We start from the raw sequence: 19604 nt of genomic DNA, 5'->3' as shown, positions 1-19604 counted from the left end.
TTGGTAAGCATTCATGATCATGTTCCTCTCGGGTTGAAAAAAAGGGAGTCAGGGACTAACGCACTGCCGGCAAAGCGCCGGATGAAATCCGCGCTTTGCTCATTCATTTGAAGCAGCGGCACAGCACTCTGTTGCGTTTTGTCTTGACGCAGACGAAGCCTCAAGCGCGCCAAGTAGTGGATCTTGCAGCAGCCGCTTCAGCAACCCGGACAGGTGAAACCAGCAGTCCGTGTCAGGCGATGTCGCAGGGTCATCGACAGCCGCGCTTTCTCCCCGATGCAGGTGGTGGGGAAAGGTTGCGCAGTCGGGATGCGTAGGTGCGGTATCGATACGCAGAAGAGCATCACCGAAGGTCCACATGATCGAATATTCCTGCCTGCTGAAATAGCGCACTTCCACGACCAGCCCGGTGTCAAAGGACATCATCAGGGCATCCTGTGCCATTCGTACCGGTTCAAGAAGACGGGATCCGTAGTGCGCGTCAAGCTGCTCCTTGAGCCCGAGATGCACGCTGATCGAAGGGCGCTCTTGCGGGGCCCCGCCGGACAGCTGTGCCAACAATTCCGCGCGTATCTGCATACGGGTCTGTTCAAGAATCAGCGCGCTCAGGTAAAGCTCGTAAGCCGGGTGTTCGGCGACCGAAGCCAGCTCGATTTTCGTCAGCAAATCTGCTTCGGTGCCGACACCGTAATGTTGCAATACCGCTTTGCGTGATTCCCGCAGGCGGTAGTTGGTTTCGGCGAACAGCGCCTGCAGCGCTTCTGTTTCCATGTCTGCGGTCATCGTTGTGTCCATGGTGTGGATCCGTTCCTGTTTCAGGGAGCCAGGTCACCGCGACATCGAGGTGTCGTTCACCACACCGCCGGTCAGGTTGACCATGGCCGGCGTAATCTGATCGAAGCGCATCACTTTGCCTCCCTCCTTCTGCGAAAACTTTTCTGCGTCCTGCATGCTGGCGAATGAGCCGAAGGTCGGTCCCATGGAGCCGCGCTTGCGGCTACCCGTGACGTAAAAGGCCGTTTTGGCATCGATCCAGTTGGCCACCGGGTGATCCCAGTCGGTCTTGGCCATGTCCTGAACAAATACGGCAGCGGGCGCGCGTTTTTGCTCGGGCGCCAGCAGCTCGGCAAACAGCTCGATCAGGTCACAATAAAAATCGGGTGCACCTTCGGCGTAGTGAATTTGCGCCTTCGGCCCAGGGAAGTCTTTCAGCACCATGCCGTCCAGCACGCAGGTCGTCTCACTGCCGGGTTCCTGCGCCCCGGCCTGTTGTACGGCGCGCTTACAGGCAGGCAGCAGGGTCAGCAGCAGCCAGCCGCTGCCCCATTTAAAAGTGCTGTGCAGGCACTGTCGTCTGCCGGGGTTCGTCGCTTTCACTTGAATCTCCAGTTGGCGGCCAGAAATGGCACGATGATCCAGCCCAGCATGATGCCCAGAAGAACTAGCGGGTTGGTCAGTCCGTCGGGCATCACGGTTGCAAGGCCGTACATGGTTTGCACTTGCTGCGAACTGAATATGTTCAGCAGGCGAAAGACATCTGCCGGGTTGAGCATGAGCAAGCTGGCAAAAACGGTGCTGCCCAGGTTTCCCTTGCTGACGACGAGCATGCCCATCAGCAGCAGATCGAAAACCAGTACAAAAAAGAACCAGGTGGCAATCGCCATGCCGCTGGCACGCATGCGGTCGGGCGCAATCACCGACAGCCAAAGCGACAGACTGAGAAAAGCCATGCCCATCAAAATCGCTGAGAAAACAAAGCCTGCGTAGTGGTAAAGGTCACGCAGACCCAACTGGCCGGCCAGTGGCAGCAATCCTGCGCCAAATCCCACGGCCGTGGCGCAGGCCAGGGCGGCTGACAAACCCAGATATTTTCCCAGCAGGATTTCAAAACGGGTGATCGGCATCGACAACAGCAATTCAAGCGAGCCGCGTTCTCTCTCTCCGACGATGGCGTCATAGCCAAGGATCATGGCGATCAGCGGTACCAGATAGATGACCAGACTGACCAGACTGGCCACGGTAATGTCTATGCCGTGAAAGCCGACAGTGCCTTGCTGCGCCGTACCGAAATAGGCGATGGCGAGCGCAAACAGCGCAAAAATCAGGGCCACTGCCAGCACCCACCAGTTGCGGATGCGCTCCCGCCATTCCTTGCCGGCCATGACGCCGACCTGTGCCCATTCAATTCCCATCAACATGCTGCCCTCCGTAACCCAGGAACAGATCTTCCAGCGACGGCTCATGGATGGCGATTTGCTGAACCGTGCCGTTGTGCGCAAAAAGCAGTTCCAGCACCGCGACCTTTTCTGCCGGTGAACACGAGATGCGCGCCAGACTGCCACTGACCGTCATCTGCACGCCCGCGATGTGCGCCAATTCGTTCTGTACGCGTGCCTGCCGCTCCGGGAGCAGCGTCACCTCAATGACCGAGGGCATGATGCGCTGGGTGCGCAGTTGCGCCAGCGTTCCCTGGGCGGCAATGCGCCCGTTTTGCAAAATCAACAGTCGGTCAACCCGTTCCTGGATCTCGGCGAGGATGTGCGATGTGAGGATGACGGTTGCGCCATCAGCCTGCACCTGCCGCAGAATTTCGTAGAAGTCGTGAATGCCCTGGGGGTCAAGGCCGTTGGTTGGTTCATCCAGAAAAATCAGGTCCGGTTTGCCCAGCAGCACTTGTGCAAAGCCGAGCCGCTGGCGCATGCCTTTGGAATAGGCGCTGACCCGCCGTCCTGCAGCTTCCTGCAGACCGACACGTGCCAGCAGCGCGGCACAGCTGCTGCGCGGGACCTGTTTGAAGTCAGCAAAAAGCCTCAATACTTCCAGTCCCGTCAAGTTGTCGTAAGTCACAAAGCTCTCTGGCAGATAGCCGATGCGGCGGCGCACTGTTCTGAACTCGGGGCCATCGATCAGCACGCCGTGCAGCCGTACCTCGCCCGAGCTGGGAGCGATCAGCCCCAACATCAACTTGAACAGGGTGCTTTTGCCGGCACCATTGGGCCCGATCAGGCCGAACATCTCGCCTTGCGCTACCGACAGGCTGATGTCGTCAACCGCAGTGATTTCCCCATAGCGCCGGGTAAGAGACGAGACTTCGATCACACGCATGCTTTTCATTTTCCGCTCCAGCGCCGCCAGTCCTGGTGCGAAGGCTGCATCCGGGGGCTCTTGTCCACAATGCTGGGCGCGCGCAGGACCGGAAACTGGCGGGCGACAAAACGCAGGGTCTGTATCGAAGGGCTCGACAGCAGGAGCTTGAGCAGCGGGTACTGCCAGTTGAGGCGGTCAACCACATCGTTCGCTTCATAGGGCATGTCACCGATGCCGTCGGCGTTCTGGTCCCAGCCGTTGTAATTGCTCCAGTAGTTGCCCTTGCTGCGGCCCCATTCAACATCGCGCGCGGCCACGTATTTGACCTGCTCCTGGTTGTTGATAAAGTCGTTGCCATCAACCTTGTTGTTGCCCGAGCCTGCAGTCAGATGGATGCCAACGCGATTTCCGATAACCAGGTTGGCCCGGACGATGTTGTACTCCGCGTCGTAAATAAAAAGACCGCGCCCGTTTCCTGCGACGACATTGTTTTCAATCACAGAGTCCTGAATGGTGCGGAGCATGATGCCGTGGTCTGTATTGCCCCAGGCAAGGTTGTTGCGTACCGTCAGATCGCGCACTTCCATCAACGCCAGCCCGCCGCGATTGAGGTAAGACTCGTTGTTTTCCCAGATGCTGTGATTTGTGTTCATGTAGTGCGTGCCGTAACGCAGATGATGAATCTTGTTGCCGCGAAACAGGGCGTTGCTCGAGACGTCGACATAAATGCCGTCGCGCGTAAAACTGATGTTGTTGTCGAGAATCTGCACACCGTTCATGTTGAAGACCTGGATGCCATTGCCGCGCGCCGCAGACAGCAGATCGCGCTTGCCGGTAATGACATTGCCGACCACGCGTGCATCCCTGGACTGCTCCAGCCAGACGCCGAACAGGTTGTAGACCAAAGTGCAATCGCTGACCACGGCACGGTCTGAGCCAGGCTGGAAAAAGATGCCGGAGTTTTGAGCACCGAGGTCGATTCCGCTGTCGCGCACGATGAAGCCCTGGATCTGCACATCTGGCGAGCTGACCCGTATCACATCGCCAATGCCCTGGGCGCTGATGGTTGGCCGGTCGACACCTTGTAGCGTGATGGGCTTGTCGATGAGCAGATTCTCAGCGTAAAAGCCGCGCGCCACCTGCACCGTATCGCCAGGCCGCGCCCCGCGAATCGCATCGGCGATTGACTGGCCGGGTTGGACCGCTACCACAGCGCCTTGCGCCGCAGCGACCGACAAGGCTAGGCATGCTGCCAGCAATCCGGCTTTGAGCAGATCCTGAAATGACATTGGTAAAGACATGGGCCTGTTCACCGTATTAGGTCTGCTTGTCAGCCAGTTCTGCTGTCTTTTCGGCCAGATTGCGGCGCACGCTGTCAAGCGAGATGAAGTAGCCGCCGGCATTGATGGGGGTCAGCGGCAGGCCTGATGTCTCGCGCTTCTTGCGTTCCTTGACCAGCGGCGGGCAGGCGTGATCGTCGTAATACAGAACCATGCAATCCAGGCAGAGCATGCATTCCATCGGGTCGATCTTGCCGGCTGAATCAATGGCATGCGAGCCGCATCCGGCGGCACACGCATGGCAGGTCTGACATTCGGCCTTGCGTTTGAGTCTGAAAAGAGGAAACTTTCCGGGGATCGCCAGACCGGCGCCCAGTGGGCAAATATATTTGCAATAGGGGCGTTCGCTGAAAAAAGACCAGCCGAGAATGCCTCCGATAAACAGCCAGAAGGGCCATGTCCGGTTCCATACCCCGACGATGAAAGTCGTCTTGAAGGGCTCTATTTCCGCCAGCTTCTCGGCCGTCTCCATGGAGTAAAAAGACACGCCGAGCAGGATAAAAAACACGGCGTATTTGATCCACTTTAGCTTGTCATGCAACGGCTTGGGCAGCAGGCCTTGCAGGCGCTTCAGTCCCAACCATTTGCCGGCACTGTGTGCCAGTTGTTGCAGCGATCCGAAGGGGCATAGCCAGCCACAAAATACGCCACGGCCCCAAACCAGCACGGTGACCACGATGAACAGCCAGAAAATGAAGATAAACGGGTCTGACAGGAAGAGCTCCCACTTCCACTGATTCAGCATCGAGTGGAACCAGGTCATCACCTGGGTGATGCTGGGCTGCGCCTTGAGATAAAAACCCAGATAGCCCACGCTGGCAATCCAGAGCAGATGGTGCGGCACCGCTGTCCAGGGCTTGTTTTTGCGAGTGGACCTGCGAACCAGTTTGTCGCGCAGCGCATACAGCAACGCGGTCGCTCCGAGGATCAGGATAAACAGGCTGATTTCAAGCTTCTGGTTTTTCCAGATCGATTTCCAGGCCGCTTGAGGGCGATCGACCTGCGGGCGACCGCCCTCAAGATAACGCGCGGGCAGCCAGAACTCCTGGTCAAAATGAACAAAGGTTTTTCCGTTGCCCGATGCGTTGGCCTTGTTGGCGAGCACGGTCAGCTGCCATGGCCAGGCCGGATTGAAACTGGGCGAGCGAATGATGAAAATTGCCGACTCTTTAAAACCTGGCACATCCGCCGGTTGCAGATGATAGAGATTGAGGTAGTCGGTGTCGCGAAAGGTAAAGGTCACCGGGTCCTGCCGCACCTGCACGCGGTCATAGATTCCGCCGCGCACATAGCCCGAGCCCTTGAAAGTTTCCTGCCCGCTTCCAATGATGAAAATAGCGTGCTCGTCCGGTTTCAGATCCTGCATCAGGCGCTTATAGCTGTGCTCGCCCAACAAGCTGTAGCCGATTGCCGGCACGTTCAGGTAGCCAAAATACAGATCCATATACGGCTTTGACTGATCTGCCAGACCCATTTCGGATGCAGGTACCACCAGGTGCTGCACGCTGCCCTCTTTCAGCAAGCCGGCCCAGTTCAGCTCATCCTTGAGGGCCGTGAAGCGCGCGGCCGGCCTCGGCGTGCTTTTGATGATGCCGACCTGTTTGCCGATCTCGTAGGCGCTGCGTGAGATGACCTGGTTCTCGGCAATGGCCGTGACGGTTGCGCCGCTGATGGCATCCAGGCCAATGGCCCCATCCTCCTCCCGGTCGCGGCCGATGATCAGCTTGGAGGTGGCCGTCTTGCCCACATACTGGTCAATAAATTTGAGCAGTGCGGATTCGGGTATGCCTGCCAGCAGGATGGGCTCTGAATGCTTGAGAACGCGAACCCCGGTGATTATTCCCTGGGTGTCCATGCCGATCAGGGTGACGACAGGCTTGCCGGAGTAGGCCGGAATGTCAACCACGTCGGTAGACAGGAAAACATAGCCGACCAGACGCGTCTTGTCGCCTTCGTCGGCGTAGGCCTCGACATAATTGGGTGCGCCCTTGCGCATGGAAAACCGTTTTGCCGAGGGCATCACGTCACTGCAGGGCGCGGCGGCGCACAGGTCCGCGCCGTGCATCAGTTGCTCGGAAAGCTCGGCATCGTAAATCGTCGCTTCAGCATGGCCGGCGAACAGCTGGCTGAGCAGGATTGCGAAAACGATGAGCATGGGGCGCAGCAAGCGCCCGCCTAAAACCAGTTGTTCCATAAAAACCAAGTTCGGACCGCGCTCTCCGGTGAACGCTTTAGGTGGGCATGCAAGGCGCACCTTGCACACCCCCCGTATGGCCCCGAGCGTGAAATTACGCCTCAATCAGCAGGCGACTGCGCATTTCAAGATGCAGTGCATGGCAAAAGTGCGTGCAATAAATCCAGTAAGCACCGACCCGGTCGGCCTTGAACGTCACCGACTTGGTTTCCTGTGGATTGACGATGAAGCAAATGTTGTAGGTCGGCACCGCACAGCCATGGGTCAGGTCCTCGACTTTGTCGTAGTTCGTCAGAGTGATGGTCACCTCATCACCCTTCTTGACCTTGATGATCGGCATGCTGAAGGCCGGTGCCTGCGACATCAGCCGCACATGAACCTTGTTGCCCTTGCGCTCGATACCGGCGGTTTCCGGTTTGACCGCATTGGGGAAATCATCCATGTTGTAGATCTGGCGTGTCTTGACCAGGTCACGGCGCACGATGATGCCGTCATGCGGTTCCGGATAAGCCGAGTGCTCCGCGACCGTCACCATCTTTGCGCCGCTGATGTTGATCAGCTGTTCGGTCTCGGGGTGCAGGGGACCAACCGGCAGGAAGCGGTCTTTGGAAAACTTGTTGCCGGAATTGAAGTATTTGCCGTCGGGCTCCTTGGTTTCACCCATCGAGGAATAGCCGTGGCCGGGCTGGAAGTTCACGTCGATCCGGTCAAGTACGACCTTGACAGCCTTGTCACCTTTGAATTGCGCAATCGCCAGGTCAACATTCCATTTGACGACCTGGCTGTCGAGAAAGAGGGAGGTGTAGGCATTGCCTTTGCCGTCAAAAGCGGTGTGCAAAGGGCCAAGGCCGATCTCGGGCTGGGCCACCACTGTGTCGCGTTCTTCTTTCAGTTCGCCGGCAAACCATTTAAGAACCAGTGCCAGCTCGACCACCGAGGCGGTGGGCGAGAGCTTGTCGGCGGTGACAAAATATTTGCCGTCCGGCGAGGCGTTTACACCATGCGGGTTCTTGCCCAGCGGAACATAGCAGGTGACCGCGGTTTTAGGGTCTGCGTTGGCTGCCTTCCGGCCGTCAACCACAGGCACTTTTGAAGCGCCTATTGTGGTGAACTTGCCGTCCTTGACCATCTTTTCGATGCGCTCGATATTGAAAAACGTGCATGCATCGCGTTCGGCCTTCATCATACCGGCAAGATCCGGGGCGTTCTCGGTGTTGTAGTTGGTCGAGCCCGCGAGTTTGCCGTCATACGATGTGGCAACCAGTTCCATGTTGCCGTCGATGCGGCACTGCCAGCGCACCTCCATCGTGGCGGCGTCGACGCAGGTGAACAGGCAGCCCCATTTGCTGGGATCTTCCAGGTCACGACCATCGTTGGGCAGTGGCGTGTGGAACTCCTGCCCGCAAAACACGCGCGTCGTGTAATTGATGGCCGCATCGACCGGATCACGCTTGTCGGGAAAAATTCCGTGGAAGCCCATGACGTTGGGCAACTCGGTGATCTTGTCGCATTCCATGGTGTCCATGCGAATTCGCGCCAGACGGGAATGGATTTTGTCATTGGTGAACAACCAGCGGCCGTCGTAAGTGCCATCCTTGTAGCTGCCGTGGACGTGGTGGGTGTCGCCGGTGGTGTACTTCAGGCTGCCGTCGGGCTTGGTGCCCATGATGGCTTTTGACTCATTGGTAATGCCCCAGCCGACCATCGGATCAATGTTGAAGATCGGGATGCGCCGCAAGGTCCGGCCCGAAGGCAGTCCCAGAATTCGCGCCTCCCCTGAATGTCCACCGCTCGAGAAATGATAGTAGTCATCAAGCTGTCCTGGTGCCACTTCGGTTCCGGTTGCCGGTGCTGCGACCACGGCAGTGCTGGCCGGCGTGGCCGCGCTCTGGTCCTTGCAACCGGCCAGGCCGAGCGACACGCCGGCACCGGTCAATCCCAGCAGGGCGCTCTTGCCGAGGAAATTTCGGCGTCCCTTGCCCATTAAAAGATCCTGGTCAAGCTGCTTTCTGTCTAATGATTTCATCGGGTTTTTCCTGAATTTGTTGTCTGAAAAATAGCACTGGCAGCGTCGTTGCTGCTCATGGGATTGACGGATTGCGCGGCGCTCTTGGTTTGACCGCAACCGGTGCATAAGCAATCGGCGGGGAAATCAGTGCGTCGGGGTTGATTTACATTGCTGCAAATCATGATCTGTGATCATCAATCCGGAGCCCCTCCGGCGTCGGTGCGATGCCGCACATAGCAGTATTTCTTTTCGGTTTCTGCCAATGGCTGCGGGCTTTTAATGGAGCCGCGGACGGTAGTTGCGACCTCGGGCGCTTTTTTTTGACCTTTTTGTTGGGAAGAAATTGGTTTGCACAGTGCCTTCAACCCCTCACCGGGCTCAGGCCGCAAGCGGCTGGACAGGGCCCTGCGTCACTTGCTTTCCGTGTCTGACAATAAATGCATTATAAATGTATTTTATTGGGGCGCAAGTTTTTGTAGGGGTCGGCACGCTGGCGGTGGATGGGCGGACGATCATTGGCGCGTGATGGCCCGACCCAGGGCCACGACTGATTGCCTGTAAAGTGCAGGGCTTGTTGATTTACCGCAAGTATTTATAAGGCTCCAGCACGCCCGATGTCCCGATTCCTGACTTTTTTTACTGCGGCGCTGGCCACTTTGCTGGCGTTGGCGGCCTGCAGTCCGGCTTTCAACTGGCGCGAAGTGCGTCCCGAGAACACCCGCCTTAGCCTGCTGCTACCCTGCAAACCCGACAAGGCGCAAAAAGTCGTACCGCTGGGTGGGCAAGCTACGGCGCTGTCCATGTTGGGTTGCGACGCGGGTGGAGCGACCTTTGCAGTGGCGGTAGCGGACCTGGGCGATGCCGCCAAAGCTGCGCCGGTATTGGCGCTGTGGCAAGACTTGACACTGACCAACATGAAAGCCGTGCCAAGCAGCAGGCAGTGGCTGCCGCTCAGGATTCCCGGTGCTTCGGCCGCGCCAGCCGTTTCCCGTGTGCTGGCGCAGGGTCAGCGTATCGATGGAACTGCTGTGACCGGGCAGGCGGCCTACTTTGCCCATGGCTCGCAGGTGTTTCAGGTGGTCGTGTATGCGCCGCAAATGGCGCCCGAAGTGGCCGAGACGTTTTTTTCCAGCCTGAAATTCGAATGAGTGAATCACTGAAGCAGTCGCGCGGGCGGAGCTCCGTTTCATGAGCACTGTCCAGGGTGCATCACCCGAGACCGGATGGCTGGACTCGAAAACCGGCACGATTGTCTTTCTCGCCTTTGCCGCTTCTTATTTCTGCTCGGCGCTGCTGCGGGCCATCACGGCCACGCTGGCTCCCGTGCTGACGCAGGAGTTTGCGCTGCAAGCGCGTGACCTGGGCCTGCTGGCGGGGGGCTACTTTCTGGGTTTTGCCGCCGTCCAGTTGCCGCTGGGCACCTGGCTGGACCGTCACGGGCCGAAGCGCGTCATCCTCTGGTTTCTAAGCCTGGCCGTTGTGGGCTGCCTGGCGTTTTCGCTGGCCGGCAGTTTTGCCGCACTGCTGGCCGCGCGGGTGCTGGTCGGCGTTGGTGTCAGTGCCTGCCTGATGGCGGCGCTGACGGGTTACCGGCGCTGGTTTGATGTGGCGACCCTGCTGCGCGCAAATTCCTGGATGCTGATGACCGGCTCGCTCGGCATGCTGGCTTCCACGCTGCCGGTGCAATGGCTGATGCCTCTTACCGGATGGCGGCCGCTGTTCTGGATACTGGCGGTGCTGATTCTGTTGTCGATGGCGGCGATTGCCTGGGTGGTGCCAGTTTTAAGCCAGGCAGCGCCGCTTTCTGAATCGGTCGCCGGCCTTCCCGGCGAGGCAGCGGTTTTGCCGGCTGAAGTAGCGGGATACGGTCCAGTCTGGCGCAGCCGCTATTTCCGCATGCTGGCACCGCTGGCTTTCTTCAACTATGGCGGCATGGTGGCCGTACAGACGCTTTGGGCCGGGCCGTGGCTCGTCAAGGTGACGGGCGATACCGCACTACAGTCGGCCACCGGTCTTTTCTGCATCAACGCCAGCATGCTGGCGACCTTCTGGAGCTGGGGCATGGTCAACCCCTGGCTGGCGCGCCATGGCTGGGGTGCCATCCGGCTGATCGCCTGGGGCGTGCCCCTGAGTCTGCTGGTGCTGGCCCTGAATATAGCCGCCGGCAGCACCACCGGCTGGCCGGGCTGGGCATTGTTTTGCATGACTTCGAGCGTCCTGGGGCTGGCCCAGCCGGCCGTGGGCATGTCGTTTCGGGCCTCGCTGGCAGGGCGCGCCCTGTCGGCCTATAACCTCGTCATCTTCGCCGGCGTGTTCGTGGCGCAGTGGGGTCTGGGTCTGCTGATCGATGGATTCGCGGCCATGGGCCTGGGCCAAGTGGGAAGTTTTCAGGCGGCCATGGCTGTGTTTTTGTGTTGCTGTATCGCTGCATATGGCTACTTCCTCAGTGTGAAAGTTGATAATTAGTCCCAATGAACGGCATTTTCATCATTGCTCACGCGCCTCTGGCATCGGCTTTTCGCCAATGCGTATCGCATGTGTTTCCGGACCAGGCGGTGGGGGTGGCGGCGCTTGATGTGCAGCCCAATATGCCGCCCGAGGAAACGCTGGCGCAGGCGCGCATCATGCTTGCGCAGCTCGGCATGCCGCAGACGCTGGTTCTGACGGATATTTTTGGCGCCACACCCTGCAATGTGGCGCAAAAGCTGGTCGACGGTGTTAGCAGCCGGCTGCTCACCGGCATTAATTTGCCCATGCTGCTGCGCGCCGTATCCTATCGCCACGAGCCGCTTGACGCGTTGGTGGCACGGGCCCTGGCCGGCGCGACGCAAGGCGTGATGCAGGTGGCCATTACCGCACCGCAAAATCAGGTACAAAGAAAACATGATCAAGACCCGCACGAACATCAACAATAAGCTGGGCCTGCACGCCAGGGCTTCCGCCAAACTTACCAAACTCGCCGGCAGCTTTGCCAGTGAAGTCTGGATGAGCAAGGGCGAGCGCCGCGTCAACGCCAAAAGCATCATGGGCGTGATGATGCTGGCGGCAGGTATCGGCAGCGTGGTCGAAATCGAAACCGATGGCGTTGATGAACAGCTGGCCATGGATGCCTTGTTGGCGCTCATCGCCGATAAATTTGGAGAAGGTGAATGAGGCCTGTAACGCTGAAAGCAAGTTCAGCGAAGGGCCGCCTCAAGCAAGGCCCGCCTCTCGGGGGACAGCGCAGTGCGCGTTGTGACCAGCGTGGGGGCCAGCGGCCGCCGCGTCGGGCCGCCCCAAGCAAGGCCAGCCCCCTCGGGGGGCAGCGCAGTACACGCAGTGACAAGCGTGGGGGCAATCTACGCATGACTTTTTCCGTTCATGGCCTGGCGGTGTCGCGGGGAATTGCCATTGGCCGGGCCGTGCTGGTGGCGTCGAGTCGCGCCGATGTTGCGCATTACTTCATCGAGGCTGCAAAGACTGTCGAAGAGATCGCGCGTGTCAGGGTCTCGCGCAATGCCGTGATGGAAGAAATCATGCGTCTGCAGCAAGACCTGCCGAAAGACGTACCCCACGAAATAGCCGCCCTGCTGGACGTTCACCTGATGCTGCTGCAGGACGAACAATTGATCAGCGGCATCAAGCACTGGATCACCGAGCGTCACTACAACGCCGAGTGGGCGCTTACCACCCAGTACGAAATCATCGCGCGCCAGTTCGACGAGATGGAAGACGAGTACCTGCGCGAGCGCAAGGCCGATCTGGAGCAGGTGGTGGAGCGCATCCTGCGGCACATGAAGGGGGTCGCTTCACCGGTACAGCCCGCTGAGCAGGCCGGCAGCAGCCGCAAGCAGTCGCAGCAGGATTTGTTGCTGGACGACACCAACGATGTGCCACTGGTGCTTATTGCGCACGACATTTCGCCGGCCGACATGCTGCAGTTCAAGCAGAGCCTGTTTGCCGGTTTTGCCACCGACGTGGGCGGCAAGACATCGCACACGGCGATTGTGGCGCGCAGCCTGGATATTCCGGCCGTGGTCGGCGCGCGCAGCGCCAGCCAGCTGATCAAGCAGGATGACTGGGTCATCATTGACGGCGATGCGGGGTTGCTGATCGTCGACCCGTCGCCCATCATTCTGGCCGAATACGGCTTCAAGCAACGCCAGGGCGAACTCGAGCGTCAGCGTTTGAACCGGCTCAAGCACACGCCCGCACTGACGCTAGATGGGGAGCGCATCGAGCTGCTGGCCAATATCGAGATGCCGAACGACACGGTCGGCGCCGTCAATGTCGGCGCGGTGGGCGTGGGGCTTTTTCGCAGTGAATTTCTGTTCATGGGCCGCAATGGCAAGCTGCCCGACGAGAACGAACAATACCTGGCTTACCGCAAGGCGCTCGAAGGCATGCAGGGCATGCCAGTCACCATCCGCACCGTCGATATCGGTTCGGACAAGCCGCTGGACAAACTCGCTGGCCGGGCGCACGACGGCCATCTCAATCCCGCACTGGGTTTGCGGGCGATCCGCTGGAGCCTGGCCGACCCGCCGATGTTTTTGACCCAGCTGCGGGCCATCTTGCGGGCCGCCGCGCATGGGCAGGTCAACCTGCTGGTGCCGATGCTGGCCCACGTCAGCGAGATTCGCCAGACACTGGCGCTGATCGACCATGCCCGCGCGCAACTCGACAACAGTGGCACGGTCTATGGCCCGGTGCGGCTTGGCGCCATGATCGAGATTCCGGCGGCGGCGCTGACGCTTCCGCTTTTCCTCAAATATTTTGATTTTCTGTCGATTGGCACCAACGACCTGATCCAGTACACGCTGGCCATAGACCGGGCAGACGAGTCGGTCGCGCACCTGTACGACCCATGTCATCCGGCGGTGCTGCGCCTGATCGCTGACACCATTACCGAATGCAACGCCCAAGGCAAAGGCGTCAGCGTATGTGGCGAGATGGCCGGGGACGTGCACATGACGCGGCTGCTGCTGGGCTTGGGGCTGCGCAGCTTTTCCATGCACCCCTCGCAAATTCTGGCCGTCAAGCAGCAGATTTTGCGGGCTGATACCAGCAAGCTCAAGCTGTGGGCGCAAGAAGTGTTGCACAGTGAAGACCCTGGCGCGCTGCTTTAAGCAAGGGCTGGCTTGCGGTTTTCAGCCTATCGATGCTATTAATCTAATAGCTGTAGATAGCCGAAATATATGGACAACAGGCAGATTTAATCAATAAATGGATTTGGGAGGCGAGGCGAAACCTTTGCTACCTGCTGCGCGTGCCCAGCACCGCCGCGCCAATGATCAGCACGGCGGCCAGGCCAATGCTCCAGGTAAGGGTTCGCCCGCTGACCAGCATCAACAGAGCGGTCGAACCCAGCGGTGTCAGATAGCTCAAAATGCCGATTTGCCGTGCATCGCCATTTTTCAGCGCCTTGTCCCAGAGGAAAAACGAAGCGCCGAGCGGGCCGATTCCCATCACCGCCAGCAGCAGCCAGTCGCGGCCCGAGAGCGTCACTGGCGACTCCAGCGTCCAGTGGCAAAACAGCGCCAGCAGGCCGGAAAGCAGGCCAAACAGCCCGATGGCGGCGGTCGGGAAGGGTTTGACGCGCTGGGTCAACAGCGAATAGCTGGCCCAGATAAATGCCGAGGCCAGAGCCGGAACGAAACCCCAGGACCAGCCGCCGCCGCTCGCGCCCTGGCCGGCGCCCAGAATGGCAATCGCCGCGCCGCCAAACCCCAGCAGAGCCGCCACCACATGCGGCGCGCGCAGCGTGACACCAGTCAGAAAAAGCGGCGCCAGCACCACCATGAACAGCGGCCAGAGGTAATTGACCAGGTTCGCCTCGACCGCTGGCGCATGTTGAAAGGCAATGAACAGCAAAAAGTGGTAACCGAACAGACCATAGACGCCGAGCGCCAGGGTCTTCAGGGGAATCCTCCAGGCCTGCCGGTCTTTCAGGGCGAAGGGCAGGGCCAGCAGGCTGCCCAGGAGCAGTGCAACGCCGGTTAGCAAAAAAGGCGGGAGGTGCTTGAGCATGACGCCCAGGGCGGCGAGGGTGACCCAGAGCGCGATGGCGCCCAGGGCATACAGGTTGGCGGACATGGCCACAAGCATAGAGCTTCCTGAATCCGTCGCGGCGGGAAAGGCGTGTTTTATGAGGCGGATGCGCGGCGATAGTCGCCCCGCGCGCCACGCCTCGGGCCTGCATCTTGTCACCAGCTTCACGGTTGATGCCTGCTGCCGACATTGCACAGCGATGTGCCGGAGCGGCAATGAATTGGCGGCGTGGCCAAGAACGCCCGCCGCCAATCCTGATTACCCAGCCTTGTCTGACCACTACCTCGGGGGGGAATTCATGAAAGCGTTCACGGTGTTCTTGCTGGTGCTGACCCGCCTGGCGACGTTAATCAGGGTCGGGGCGACCGCGATGCGGTTCGTGATCGCAACGACGGCGGTCCGAACAATCCCTCTCGTTACCGACGCAGTCGTTGCTGCCGCGCAGGGTTTTCGCCGGAAACGGGTCTGTCAGATGCCGTGCCAGCGATGACATGCCTTGCGGTTGCTTCAGCCAGGACAGCGGCACCGCTCACGCGGCGGGTTTCTCGGCCACGCCGGCCGCGTGCGCCTGCTCATCAGCGTGATAGCTTGAGCGCACCATCGCACCGACGGCGGCATGGCTGAAGCCCATCTTGTAGGCCTCTTCCTCGAACATCCTGAAAGTGTCCGGATGCACATAACGGCGCACCGGCAAATGCGATGTTGACGGTGCCAGGTATTGGCCAATCGTCAGCATCTCGATGTTGTGCGCCCGCATGTCGCGCATCACCTGCAAAATTTCCTCGTCGGTTTCACCCAGACCGACCATGATGCCGCTCTTGGTGGGCACAGCCGGGTGCAACGCCTTGAATTTTCTCAGCAGGTTCAATGAAAACTGGTAGTCGCTGCCGGGGCGCGCTTCCTTGTACAGGCGGGGCGTGGTTTCCAGGTTGTGGTTCATCACGTCGGGTGGCGCAGCCTTCAGAATTTCCAGCGCGCGGTCGTCGCGGCCGCGGAAGTCGGGCACCAGGATCTCGATCGTCGTGCCAGGCGACAGTTCACGGATTTTCTGGATGCACGCCACAAAATGGCCGCTGCCGCCATCGCGCAGGTCGTCGCGGTCGACGCTGGTGATGACGACGTACTTGAGCTTGAGCGCGGCAATCGTGCGCGCCAGGTTCATCGGCTCGTCCACGTCCAGCGGGTCGGGCCGGCCGTGGCCGACATCGCAAAACGGGCAGCGCCGCGTGCACTTGTCGCCCATGATCATGAAGGTCGCCGTGCCCTTGCCGAAGCATTCGCCGATGTTGGGGCAGCTGGCTTCCTCGCACACCGTGTTGAGCTTGTTCTCGCGCAGGATCTGCTTGATCTCGTAAAAGCGCGTGCTCGGGCTGCCGGCCCTGACGCGGATCCAGTCGGGCTTTTTCAGCACTTCGCCGCGCTCGACCTTGACCGGAATGCGCGACAGCTTGGCCGCCGCCTTTTGCTTGGCCAGCGGGTTGTAGTTTTCCAGGCTCTGGATTTCGCGAACGACTTCGGGTGTGCTCATGGTGTGTGGTGGGTTGGGGCAGGTTAGGGAGCCAGTTGGCAGACGAGCTTTTGGCTCAGCACGTCTGCCGCTTCCTGCCAGCTGGCCGATACACCGATTGTAGAAAGATCGGTGGTCTTGAGTCCTGCGTAACCGCAAGGGTTGATGCGTGAGAAGGGTTCCAGGTCCATCGCCACATTGAGCGCGACACCGTGATAGCTGCAGTGCCGGCTGACCTTGATGCCCAGGGCGGCGATTTTACCCAGCCCGCAAAACGGGTCAGCTGGATCAGGAGGACCGGTCAACGCGGCGTGCGAAAACGGTTCGTCCAGCCGCACGTAGATGCCGGGTGCGCCCGCCACCCGGTGCCCCGTCACGCCAAAATGCGCCAGTGTCCGGATGACGGATTCCTCGATGCGGTAGACATATTCCTTGATGAAGTAGCCGGCCCGCTTCAGGTCGATCAACGGATAGGCCAGCACCTGGCCGGGGCCGTGGTATGTCACCTGGCCGCCGCGGTTGGTTTGCACCACCGCAATCTCGCCGGAGTTGAGGATGTGATCACTTTTACCCGCCAGCCCTTGTGTATAAACCGCAGGGTGCTCGCAAATCCATAGCTCATCGGGCGCGAATGCGTCGCGTGAGGCGGTGAAGTCCTGCATCGCCTGATAGGTGGGCTGGTAGCTGACCCGCCCAAGGTTGTGGATTTGGCAATTCATTCGATCCTGCAGCGAGGCGGTATTGCTATGAAAATAATAGCTGCTAGTGACCGTATTACTTGGACATGGGGCTGATTCTGCTCAAAATTTGGCGCAGCGGGCGGCGCCGGGGGCTGGCAAGCGTCAAGTGGGGGGAGCGGATGGATCTTGAAGAAGTCGTTCATGTTGAGGGCAGCGAATCCAGTGGCGCAAGCCAGCCGGTTCCGGTCCGGCCGGGACGCCGGTCAGGCGCTTACAGCACCACTTTGACCATCGGATGTGTGGACAGTGTGCGGTAGAGCTCGTCGAGTTGCTCGCGGCTGGTGGCGGTAACGGTGATGGTCACGCCGAGGTAGTTGCCGCCCTTGCTTTCGCGCAACTCGATGGTGGACGCGTCAAAGCCCGGGTCGAACTGGCGCGCGATCACTGTAATCGCATGAACCAGGCCATCGACCTTGTTGCCCATGACCTTGATCGGGAAAAGTGACGGGTACTCGATCAGCGAGTCTTGGCGCGCCGGTGCAGGCGCCCCGGGCTTTGGGGTGTTGTCTCTGGAATCAGTCATTCGGCTTGTTCCTGTTTGGCCTGCTGGTAGGCAGCATAAAGCCGGGCATAGACGGGACCGGGTTTGCCTGTGCCGACCGGCTCGTTATCCAGCCGGGTGATGGGCAGCACTTCCTTGGTGGCGGAAGACAGCAGCAACTCGTCGGCCGCCAGCACTTCGGCGCGGCTGATGCGGCGCAGCTCAAAGCCGATGCCCGCCGTGCGGCAGATATCCTCGATCAGGCCGTAGCGAATGCCTTCCAGCACCAGCTGGTCCTTGGGCGGGCCCATGACCTTGCCGTCCTTGACGACCCAGACATTGCTGGCGGCCGCTTCGCTGAGATAGTCGCCGCGGAACATCACGGTCTCCAATGCGCCGGCGTCCACGCTGATCTGACGCGAGAAAACCGCGCCCAGCAGGCTGGTGCTCTTGATGTGGGCTTTCTCCCAACGGAAGTCGTTGGCCGTGACGCAGGCCACGCCTTGCGCGCGCTGCTGCTGGCTCGGCAGCTTCATCGGGTTGACCATGATGAACACCGTGGGGCTCAGCCCGGGCAGCATAGGGTGATCGCGCATGGCGACGCCGCGAGTCAACTGGATATAAATAATCTGATTGCCATTTTCGGTTGGTGTCCCGGTTGAATGGGCGTAGTCGGCTATCAACTTTCGCGCTATTTCACGCCACTGATCCTGCGTCATCGGATTGGCAATGCGCAATTCGGCCAGGCTGCGGTTGAGCCGCGCCATGTGCTGCTCAAAGCGGAACAGCTTGCCCGCATAGGCGGGAACGACTTCATAAATGCCGTCGCCAAAGATGAACCCGCGATCAAGCACGCTGATTTTTGCGTCCTTGAGTGTGCTGAACTCTCCGTTGAGGTAGCAGGGCGTATCGGGCAGTGCGCTGGCGTGTGCGGTTGTCATGGGGATGCTTGAATCCGGTTGATGGCGAAAGATTGAATCAGAAAGCCCCCTCAAACGGCGCTTCAGGCCAGGAAAAAGACGGCGGCAATCGACAGCGTTCCGAGCAGCAGAGTGATCTGGGCCAGCATGGCAATTTGCCCGACGCGACGGCCGCCTTCGGGCCAGTCGGCCGCCTTCACGGCCATTTTCAAACGGCGGAAAGGACCGAAATAAAGATGCCCAAAAAGCGCAAACATCAGCAAGCCGATGCCGAACATGGCATGCCAGCCCAAGGGAGCTTTTTTCATGCCGACAGCGAGCAGCATGGCCAGGCCCGTCAGCAGCAGGACGGCGATACTTCCCCACACCAACTTGAAAAACCGGCCCAGGGCTTGCGCGATAAAAGGCAGCCGCAATGGAGGCGTCAGCAATTCGGCTGCGGCAGGGCGCAAGGCGAAAAGCATGAAACTCACGCCCCCCAACCAGACAATCGCAGAAAGAACATGTAAAAATTTTAGCAAGGCAGGCATCTGGAGTCTTTCATAAAGCGCAGCAGCCGACTTGTCGCGGCGCCCACACACTTTACTGCAGGAGGCTAAAGTCCGCCCCAGCCTTCAACTTTTCACTGCCACCGGCCACTAACGACGCACACTTAGGCCTCGCTTCGATCGCCAATTTCCATTCAAATCAAACAGACGGGTCGGAGCGCTGGGGTTTCTACGTATAATCTAGGGCTTTGCTGGTAAATGCTCTGTAAACTTCCCGTAATTTGTAATGTCTAAAATAGCAAATTCGGCAAACGCGTCGGCCAATCGCGCTGCTGAAGAGCAGCTTGAGGCGGAAGATGAGGGTTTCAAGCCCCTGACGCGTGAAGAGGCCCAAAAGCTGCGCGAAGAAAACCCATCGGTTTCTTCGTGGGCGGTGCTGGCGGGGCAGTTGCTGGTCGGTGTCCTGGTGGCTCTTGCTGCCTGGGGGCTTACAGGAAAACAAAGCGCGGGGTGGTCGTCGCTGTATGGCGCGCTTGCCGTGGTCATACCGGGAGCGCTGTTTGTGCGCGGCCTGACCAGCAAGGTGTCATCCATGAACCCGGGCGCTGCGGTAGTCGGGTTCTTTTTGTGGGAAGCGGTCAAGATTGCCCTGACGCTTGCGATGTTGTTCGCGGCGCCACGGCTGGTTGAAAATTTAAGCTGGCCTGCCATGTTGGCGGGTCTGATAGTGACGATGAAAGCGTATTGGGGTGTGCTCTGGTTCAAGCCAAGGCGCCCGAATACGCAACAAACCTAACGGGACGAGTAGA

At 59.6% G+C, this 19604-nt stretch carries 20 protein-coding genes; 7 read left to right on the top strand and 13 right to left on the bottom strand.

Annotation, left to right across the window (positions count from 1 at the left end):
- Positions 1–99: 99 nt before the first annotated feature.
- The 7 genes from HHJ19_RS13875 to nosZ form a co-directional block, all read right to left on the bottom strand.
- Entirely contained in the window at positions 100–795 is a 696-nt protein-coding gene (locus tag HHJ19_RS13875; RefSeq protein ID WP_296908354.1) for a DUF6516 family protein, read from the bottom strand.
- Between the two features lie 33 nt (positions 796–828).
- Positions 829–1377: a nitrous oxide reductase accessory protein NosL gene (locus HHJ19_RS13870; protein WP_296908353.1), complete on the bottom strand. Its 549-nt coding sequence runs from the start codon at positions 1375–1377 to the stop codon at positions 829–831.
- Positions 1374–2198: an ABC transporter permease subunit gene (locus HHJ19_RS13865; protein WP_296908351.1), complete on the bottom strand. Its 825-nt coding sequence runs from the start codon at positions 2196–2198 to the stop codon at positions 1374–1376. The genes HHJ19_RS13870 and HHJ19_RS13865 overlap by 4 nt, the downstream gene beginning before the upstream one ends.
- Complete coding sequence (locus HHJ19_RS13860) at positions 2182–3114, bottom strand: ABC transporter ATP-binding protein (RefSeq protein WP_296908349.1); 933 nt, start codon at positions 3112–3114, stop codon at positions 2182–2184. Before HHJ19_RS13860 ends, HHJ19_RS13865 begins: the two co-directional genes overlap by 17 nt.
- Positions 3111–4376, bottom strand: coding sequence for a nitrous oxide reductase family maturation protein NosD (locus HHJ19_RS13855; RefSeq protein ID WP_296908358.1), 1266 nt, complete (start codon positions 4374–4376; stop codon positions 3111–3113). The genes HHJ19_RS13860 and HHJ19_RS13855 overlap by 4 nt, the downstream gene beginning before the upstream one ends.
- A 28-nt stretch (positions 4377–4404) precedes the next feature.
- Entirely contained in the window at positions 4405–6621 is a 2217-nt protein-coding gene (locus HHJ19_RS13850; protein ID WP_296908347.1) for a 4Fe-4S binding protein, read from the bottom strand.
- A 94-nt stretch (positions 6622–6715) separates the two neighbouring features.
- Positions 6716–8647 carry a TAT-dependent nitrous-oxide reductase gene (gene nosZ, locus HHJ19_RS13845; protein WP_296908346.1) on the bottom strand — a complete coding sequence of 644 codons (1932 nt, stop codon included), beginning with the start codon at positions 8645–8647 and terminating at the stop codon, positions 6716–6718.
- A 596-nt stretch (positions 8648–9243) separates the two neighbouring features.
- Here nosZ and HHJ19_RS13840 point away from each other — a divergent pair.
- The 5 genes from HHJ19_RS13840 (at position 9244) to ptsP (ending at position 13737) form a co-directional block, all read left to right on the top strand.
- A complete protein-coding gene (locus tag HHJ19_RS13840) occupies positions 9244–9777 on the top strand; it encodes a hypothetical protein (RefSeq protein ID WP_296908344.1) in 534 nt (177 codons plus the stop codon).
- A gap of 40 nt (positions 9778–9817) precedes the next feature.
- A complete protein-coding gene (locus tag HHJ19_RS13835; protein ID WP_296908342.1) occupies positions 9818–11095 on the top strand; it encodes an MFS transporter in 1278 nt (425 codons plus the stop codon).
- A 5-nt stretch (positions 11096–11100) separates the two neighbouring features.
- The gene (locus HHJ19_RS13830) at positions 11101–11544 is read left to right on the top strand and encodes a PTS fructose transporter subunit IIA (protein WP_296908340.1); all 444 of its coding nucleotides are present in this window, start codon (positions 11101–11103) and stop codon (positions 11542–11544) included.
- Positions 11513–11782: an HPr family phosphocarrier protein gene (locus tag HHJ19_RS13825; RefSeq protein ID WP_296908338.1), complete on the top strand. Its 270-nt coding sequence runs from the start codon at positions 11513–11515 to the stop codon at positions 11780–11782. Before HHJ19_RS13830 ends, HHJ19_RS13825 begins: the two co-directional genes overlap by 32 nt.
- Before the next feature lie 191 nt (positions 11783–11973).
- Entirely contained in the window at positions 11974–13737 is a 1764-nt protein-coding gene (gene ptsP / locus HHJ19_RS13820; RefSeq protein WP_296908337.1) for a phosphoenolpyruvate--protein phosphotransferase, read from the top strand.
- Positions 13738–13864: 127 nt separating this feature from the next.
- Here the strand turns inward: ptsP and HHJ19_RS13815 are convergent, their stop codons facing one another.
- Positions 13865–14704 carry a DMT family transporter gene (locus tag HHJ19_RS13815; RefSeq protein ID WP_296908335.1) on the bottom strand — a complete coding sequence of 280 codons (840 nt, stop codon included), beginning with the start codon at positions 14702–14704 and terminating at the stop codon, positions 13865–13867.
- Between HHJ19_RS13815 and HHJ19_RS13810 the strand changes: the two genes are divergently transcribed.
- Positions 14703–15149, top strand: coding sequence for a hypothetical protein (locus HHJ19_RS13810; protein ID WP_296908333.1), 447 nt, complete (start codon positions 14703–14705; stop codon positions 15147–15149). The two genes, HHJ19_RS13815 and HHJ19_RS13810, sit on opposite strands and share 2 nt — an antisense overlap.
- Before the next feature lie 39 nt (positions 15150–15188).
- On the opposite strand, the gene lipA is transcribed toward HHJ19_RS13810, so the two are convergent.
- The 5 genes from lipA to HHJ19_RS13785 form a co-directional block, all read right to left on the bottom strand.
- A complete protein-coding gene (gene lipA / locus HHJ19_RS13805) occupies positions 15189–16187 on the bottom strand; it encodes a lipoyl synthase (protein WP_296908332.1) in 999 nt (332 codons plus the stop codon).
- Between the two features lie 23 nt (positions 16188–16210).
- Positions 16211–16885: a lipoyl(octanoyl) transferase LipB gene (gene lipB, locus HHJ19_RS13800; RefSeq protein WP_296908330.1), complete on the bottom strand. Its 675-nt coding sequence runs from the start codon at positions 16883–16885 to the stop codon at positions 16211–16213.
- A gap of 232 nt (positions 16886–17117) precedes the next feature.
- Positions 17118–17429 (bottom strand): DUF493 family protein, encoded by a 312-nt coding sequence (locus HHJ19_RS13795; RefSeq protein ID WP_296908328.1) that lies wholly within the window; start codon positions 17427–17429, stop codon positions 17118–17120.
- Positions 17426–18328 (bottom strand): D-amino acid aminotransferase, encoded by a 903-nt coding sequence (locus HHJ19_RS13790; RefSeq protein WP_296908326.1) that lies wholly within the window; start codon positions 18326–18328, stop codon positions 17426–17428. Before HHJ19_RS13790 ends, HHJ19_RS13795 begins: the two co-directional genes overlap by 4 nt.
- 62 nt (positions 18329–18390) lie before the next feature.
- Positions 18391–18837 (bottom strand): CopD family protein, encoded by a 447-nt coding sequence (locus HHJ19_RS13785; RefSeq protein ID WP_296908325.1) that lies wholly within the window; start codon positions 18835–18837, stop codon positions 18391–18393.
- A gap of 244 nt (positions 18838–19081) precedes the next feature.
- Between HHJ19_RS13785 and HHJ19_RS13780 the strand changes: the two genes are divergently transcribed.
- Positions 19082–19591 carry an ATP synthase subunit I gene (locus HHJ19_RS13780; protein WP_296908323.1) on the top strand — a complete coding sequence of 170 codons (510 nt, stop codon included), beginning with the start codon at positions 19082–19084 and terminating at the stop codon, positions 19589–19591.
- The last annotated feature ends 13 nt before the right edge of the window (positions 19592–19604 follow it).

Origin of the sequence: Polaromonas sp., assembly GCF_012927415.1 — a bacterium.
In the GTDB taxonomy this organism is placed as follows: Bacteria; Pseudomonadota; Gammaproteobacteria; order Burkholderiales; family Burkholderiaceae_C; genus Polaromonas.
Note: the sequence above shows the minus strand (reverse complement) of the source record. Positions and strands in the feature narration are given on the sequence as shown.

Coding starts and splice junctions, on each gene's coding strand:
- HHJ19_RS13875 (WP_296908354.1), bottom strand. CDS start 795: ATGGACACAACGATGACCGCAGACATGGAAACAGAAGCGCTGCAGGCG.
- HHJ19_RS13865 (WP_296908351.1), bottom strand. CDS start 2,198: ATGTTGATGGGAATTGAATGGGCACAGGTCGGCGTCATGGCCGGCAAG.
- HHJ19_RS13860 (WP_296908349.1), bottom strand. CDS start 3,114: ATGAAAAGCATGCGTGTGATCGAAGTCTCGTCTCTTACCCGGCGCTAT.
- HHJ19_RS13855 (WP_296908358.1), bottom strand. CDS start 4,376: ATGTCATTTCAGGATCTGCTCAAAGCCGGATTGCTGGCAGCATGCCTA.
- HHJ19_RS13850 (WP_296908347.1), bottom strand. CDS start 6,621: ATGGAACAACTGGTTTTAGGCGGGCGCTTGCTGCGCCCCATGCTCATC.
- nosZ (WP_296908346.1), bottom strand. CDS start 8,647: ATGAAATCATTAGACAGAAAGCAGCTTGACCAGGATCTTTTAATGGGC.
- HHJ19_RS13840 (WP_296908344.1), top strand. CDS start 9,244: ATGTCCCGATTCCTGACTTTTTTTACTGCGGCGCTGGCCACTTTGCTG.
- HHJ19_RS13835 (WP_296908342.1), top strand. CDS start 9,818: ATGAGCACTGTCCAGGGTGCATCACCCGAGACCGGATGGCTGGACTCG.
- HHJ19_RS13830 (WP_296908340.1), top strand. CDS start 11,101: ATGAACGGCATTTTCATCATTGCTCACGCGCCTCTGGCATCGGCTTTT.
- HHJ19_RS13825 (WP_296908338.1), top strand. CDS start 11,513: ATGATCAAGACCCGCACGAACATCAACAATAAGCTGGGCCTGCACGCC.
- ptsP (WP_296908337.1), top strand. CDS start 11,974: ATGACTTTTTCCGTTCATGGCCTGGCGGTGTCGCGGGGAATTGCCATT.
- HHJ19_RS13810 (WP_296908333.1), top strand. CDS start 14,703: ATGGCCACAAGCATAGAGCTTCCTGAATCCGTCGCGGCGGGAAAGGCG.
- HHJ19_RS13815 (WP_296908335.1), bottom strand. CDS start 14,704: ATGTCCGCCAACCTGTATGCCCTGGGCGCCATCGCGCTCTGGGTCACC.
- lipA (WP_296908332.1), bottom strand. CDS start 16,187: ATGAGCACACCCGAAGTCGTTCGCGAAATCCAGAGCCTGGAAAACTAC.
- lipB (WP_296908330.1), bottom strand. CDS start 16,885: ATGAATTGCCAAATCCACAACCTTGGGCGGGTCAGCTACCAGCCCACC.
- HHJ19_RS13795 (WP_296908328.1), bottom strand. CDS start 17,429: ATGACTGATTCCAGAGACAACACCCCAAAGCCCGGGGCGCCTGCACCG.
- HHJ19_RS13790 (WP_296908326.1), bottom strand. CDS start 18,328: ATGACAACCGCACACGCCAGCGCACTGCCCGATACGCCCTGCTACCTC.
- HHJ19_RS13785 (WP_296908325.1), bottom strand. CDS start 18,837: ATGCCTGCCTTGCTAAAATTTTTACATGTTCTTTCTGCGATTGTCTGG.
- HHJ19_RS13780 (WP_296908323.1), top strand. CDS start 19,082: ATGTCTAAAATAGCAAATTCGGCAAACGCGTCGGCCAATCGCGCTGCT.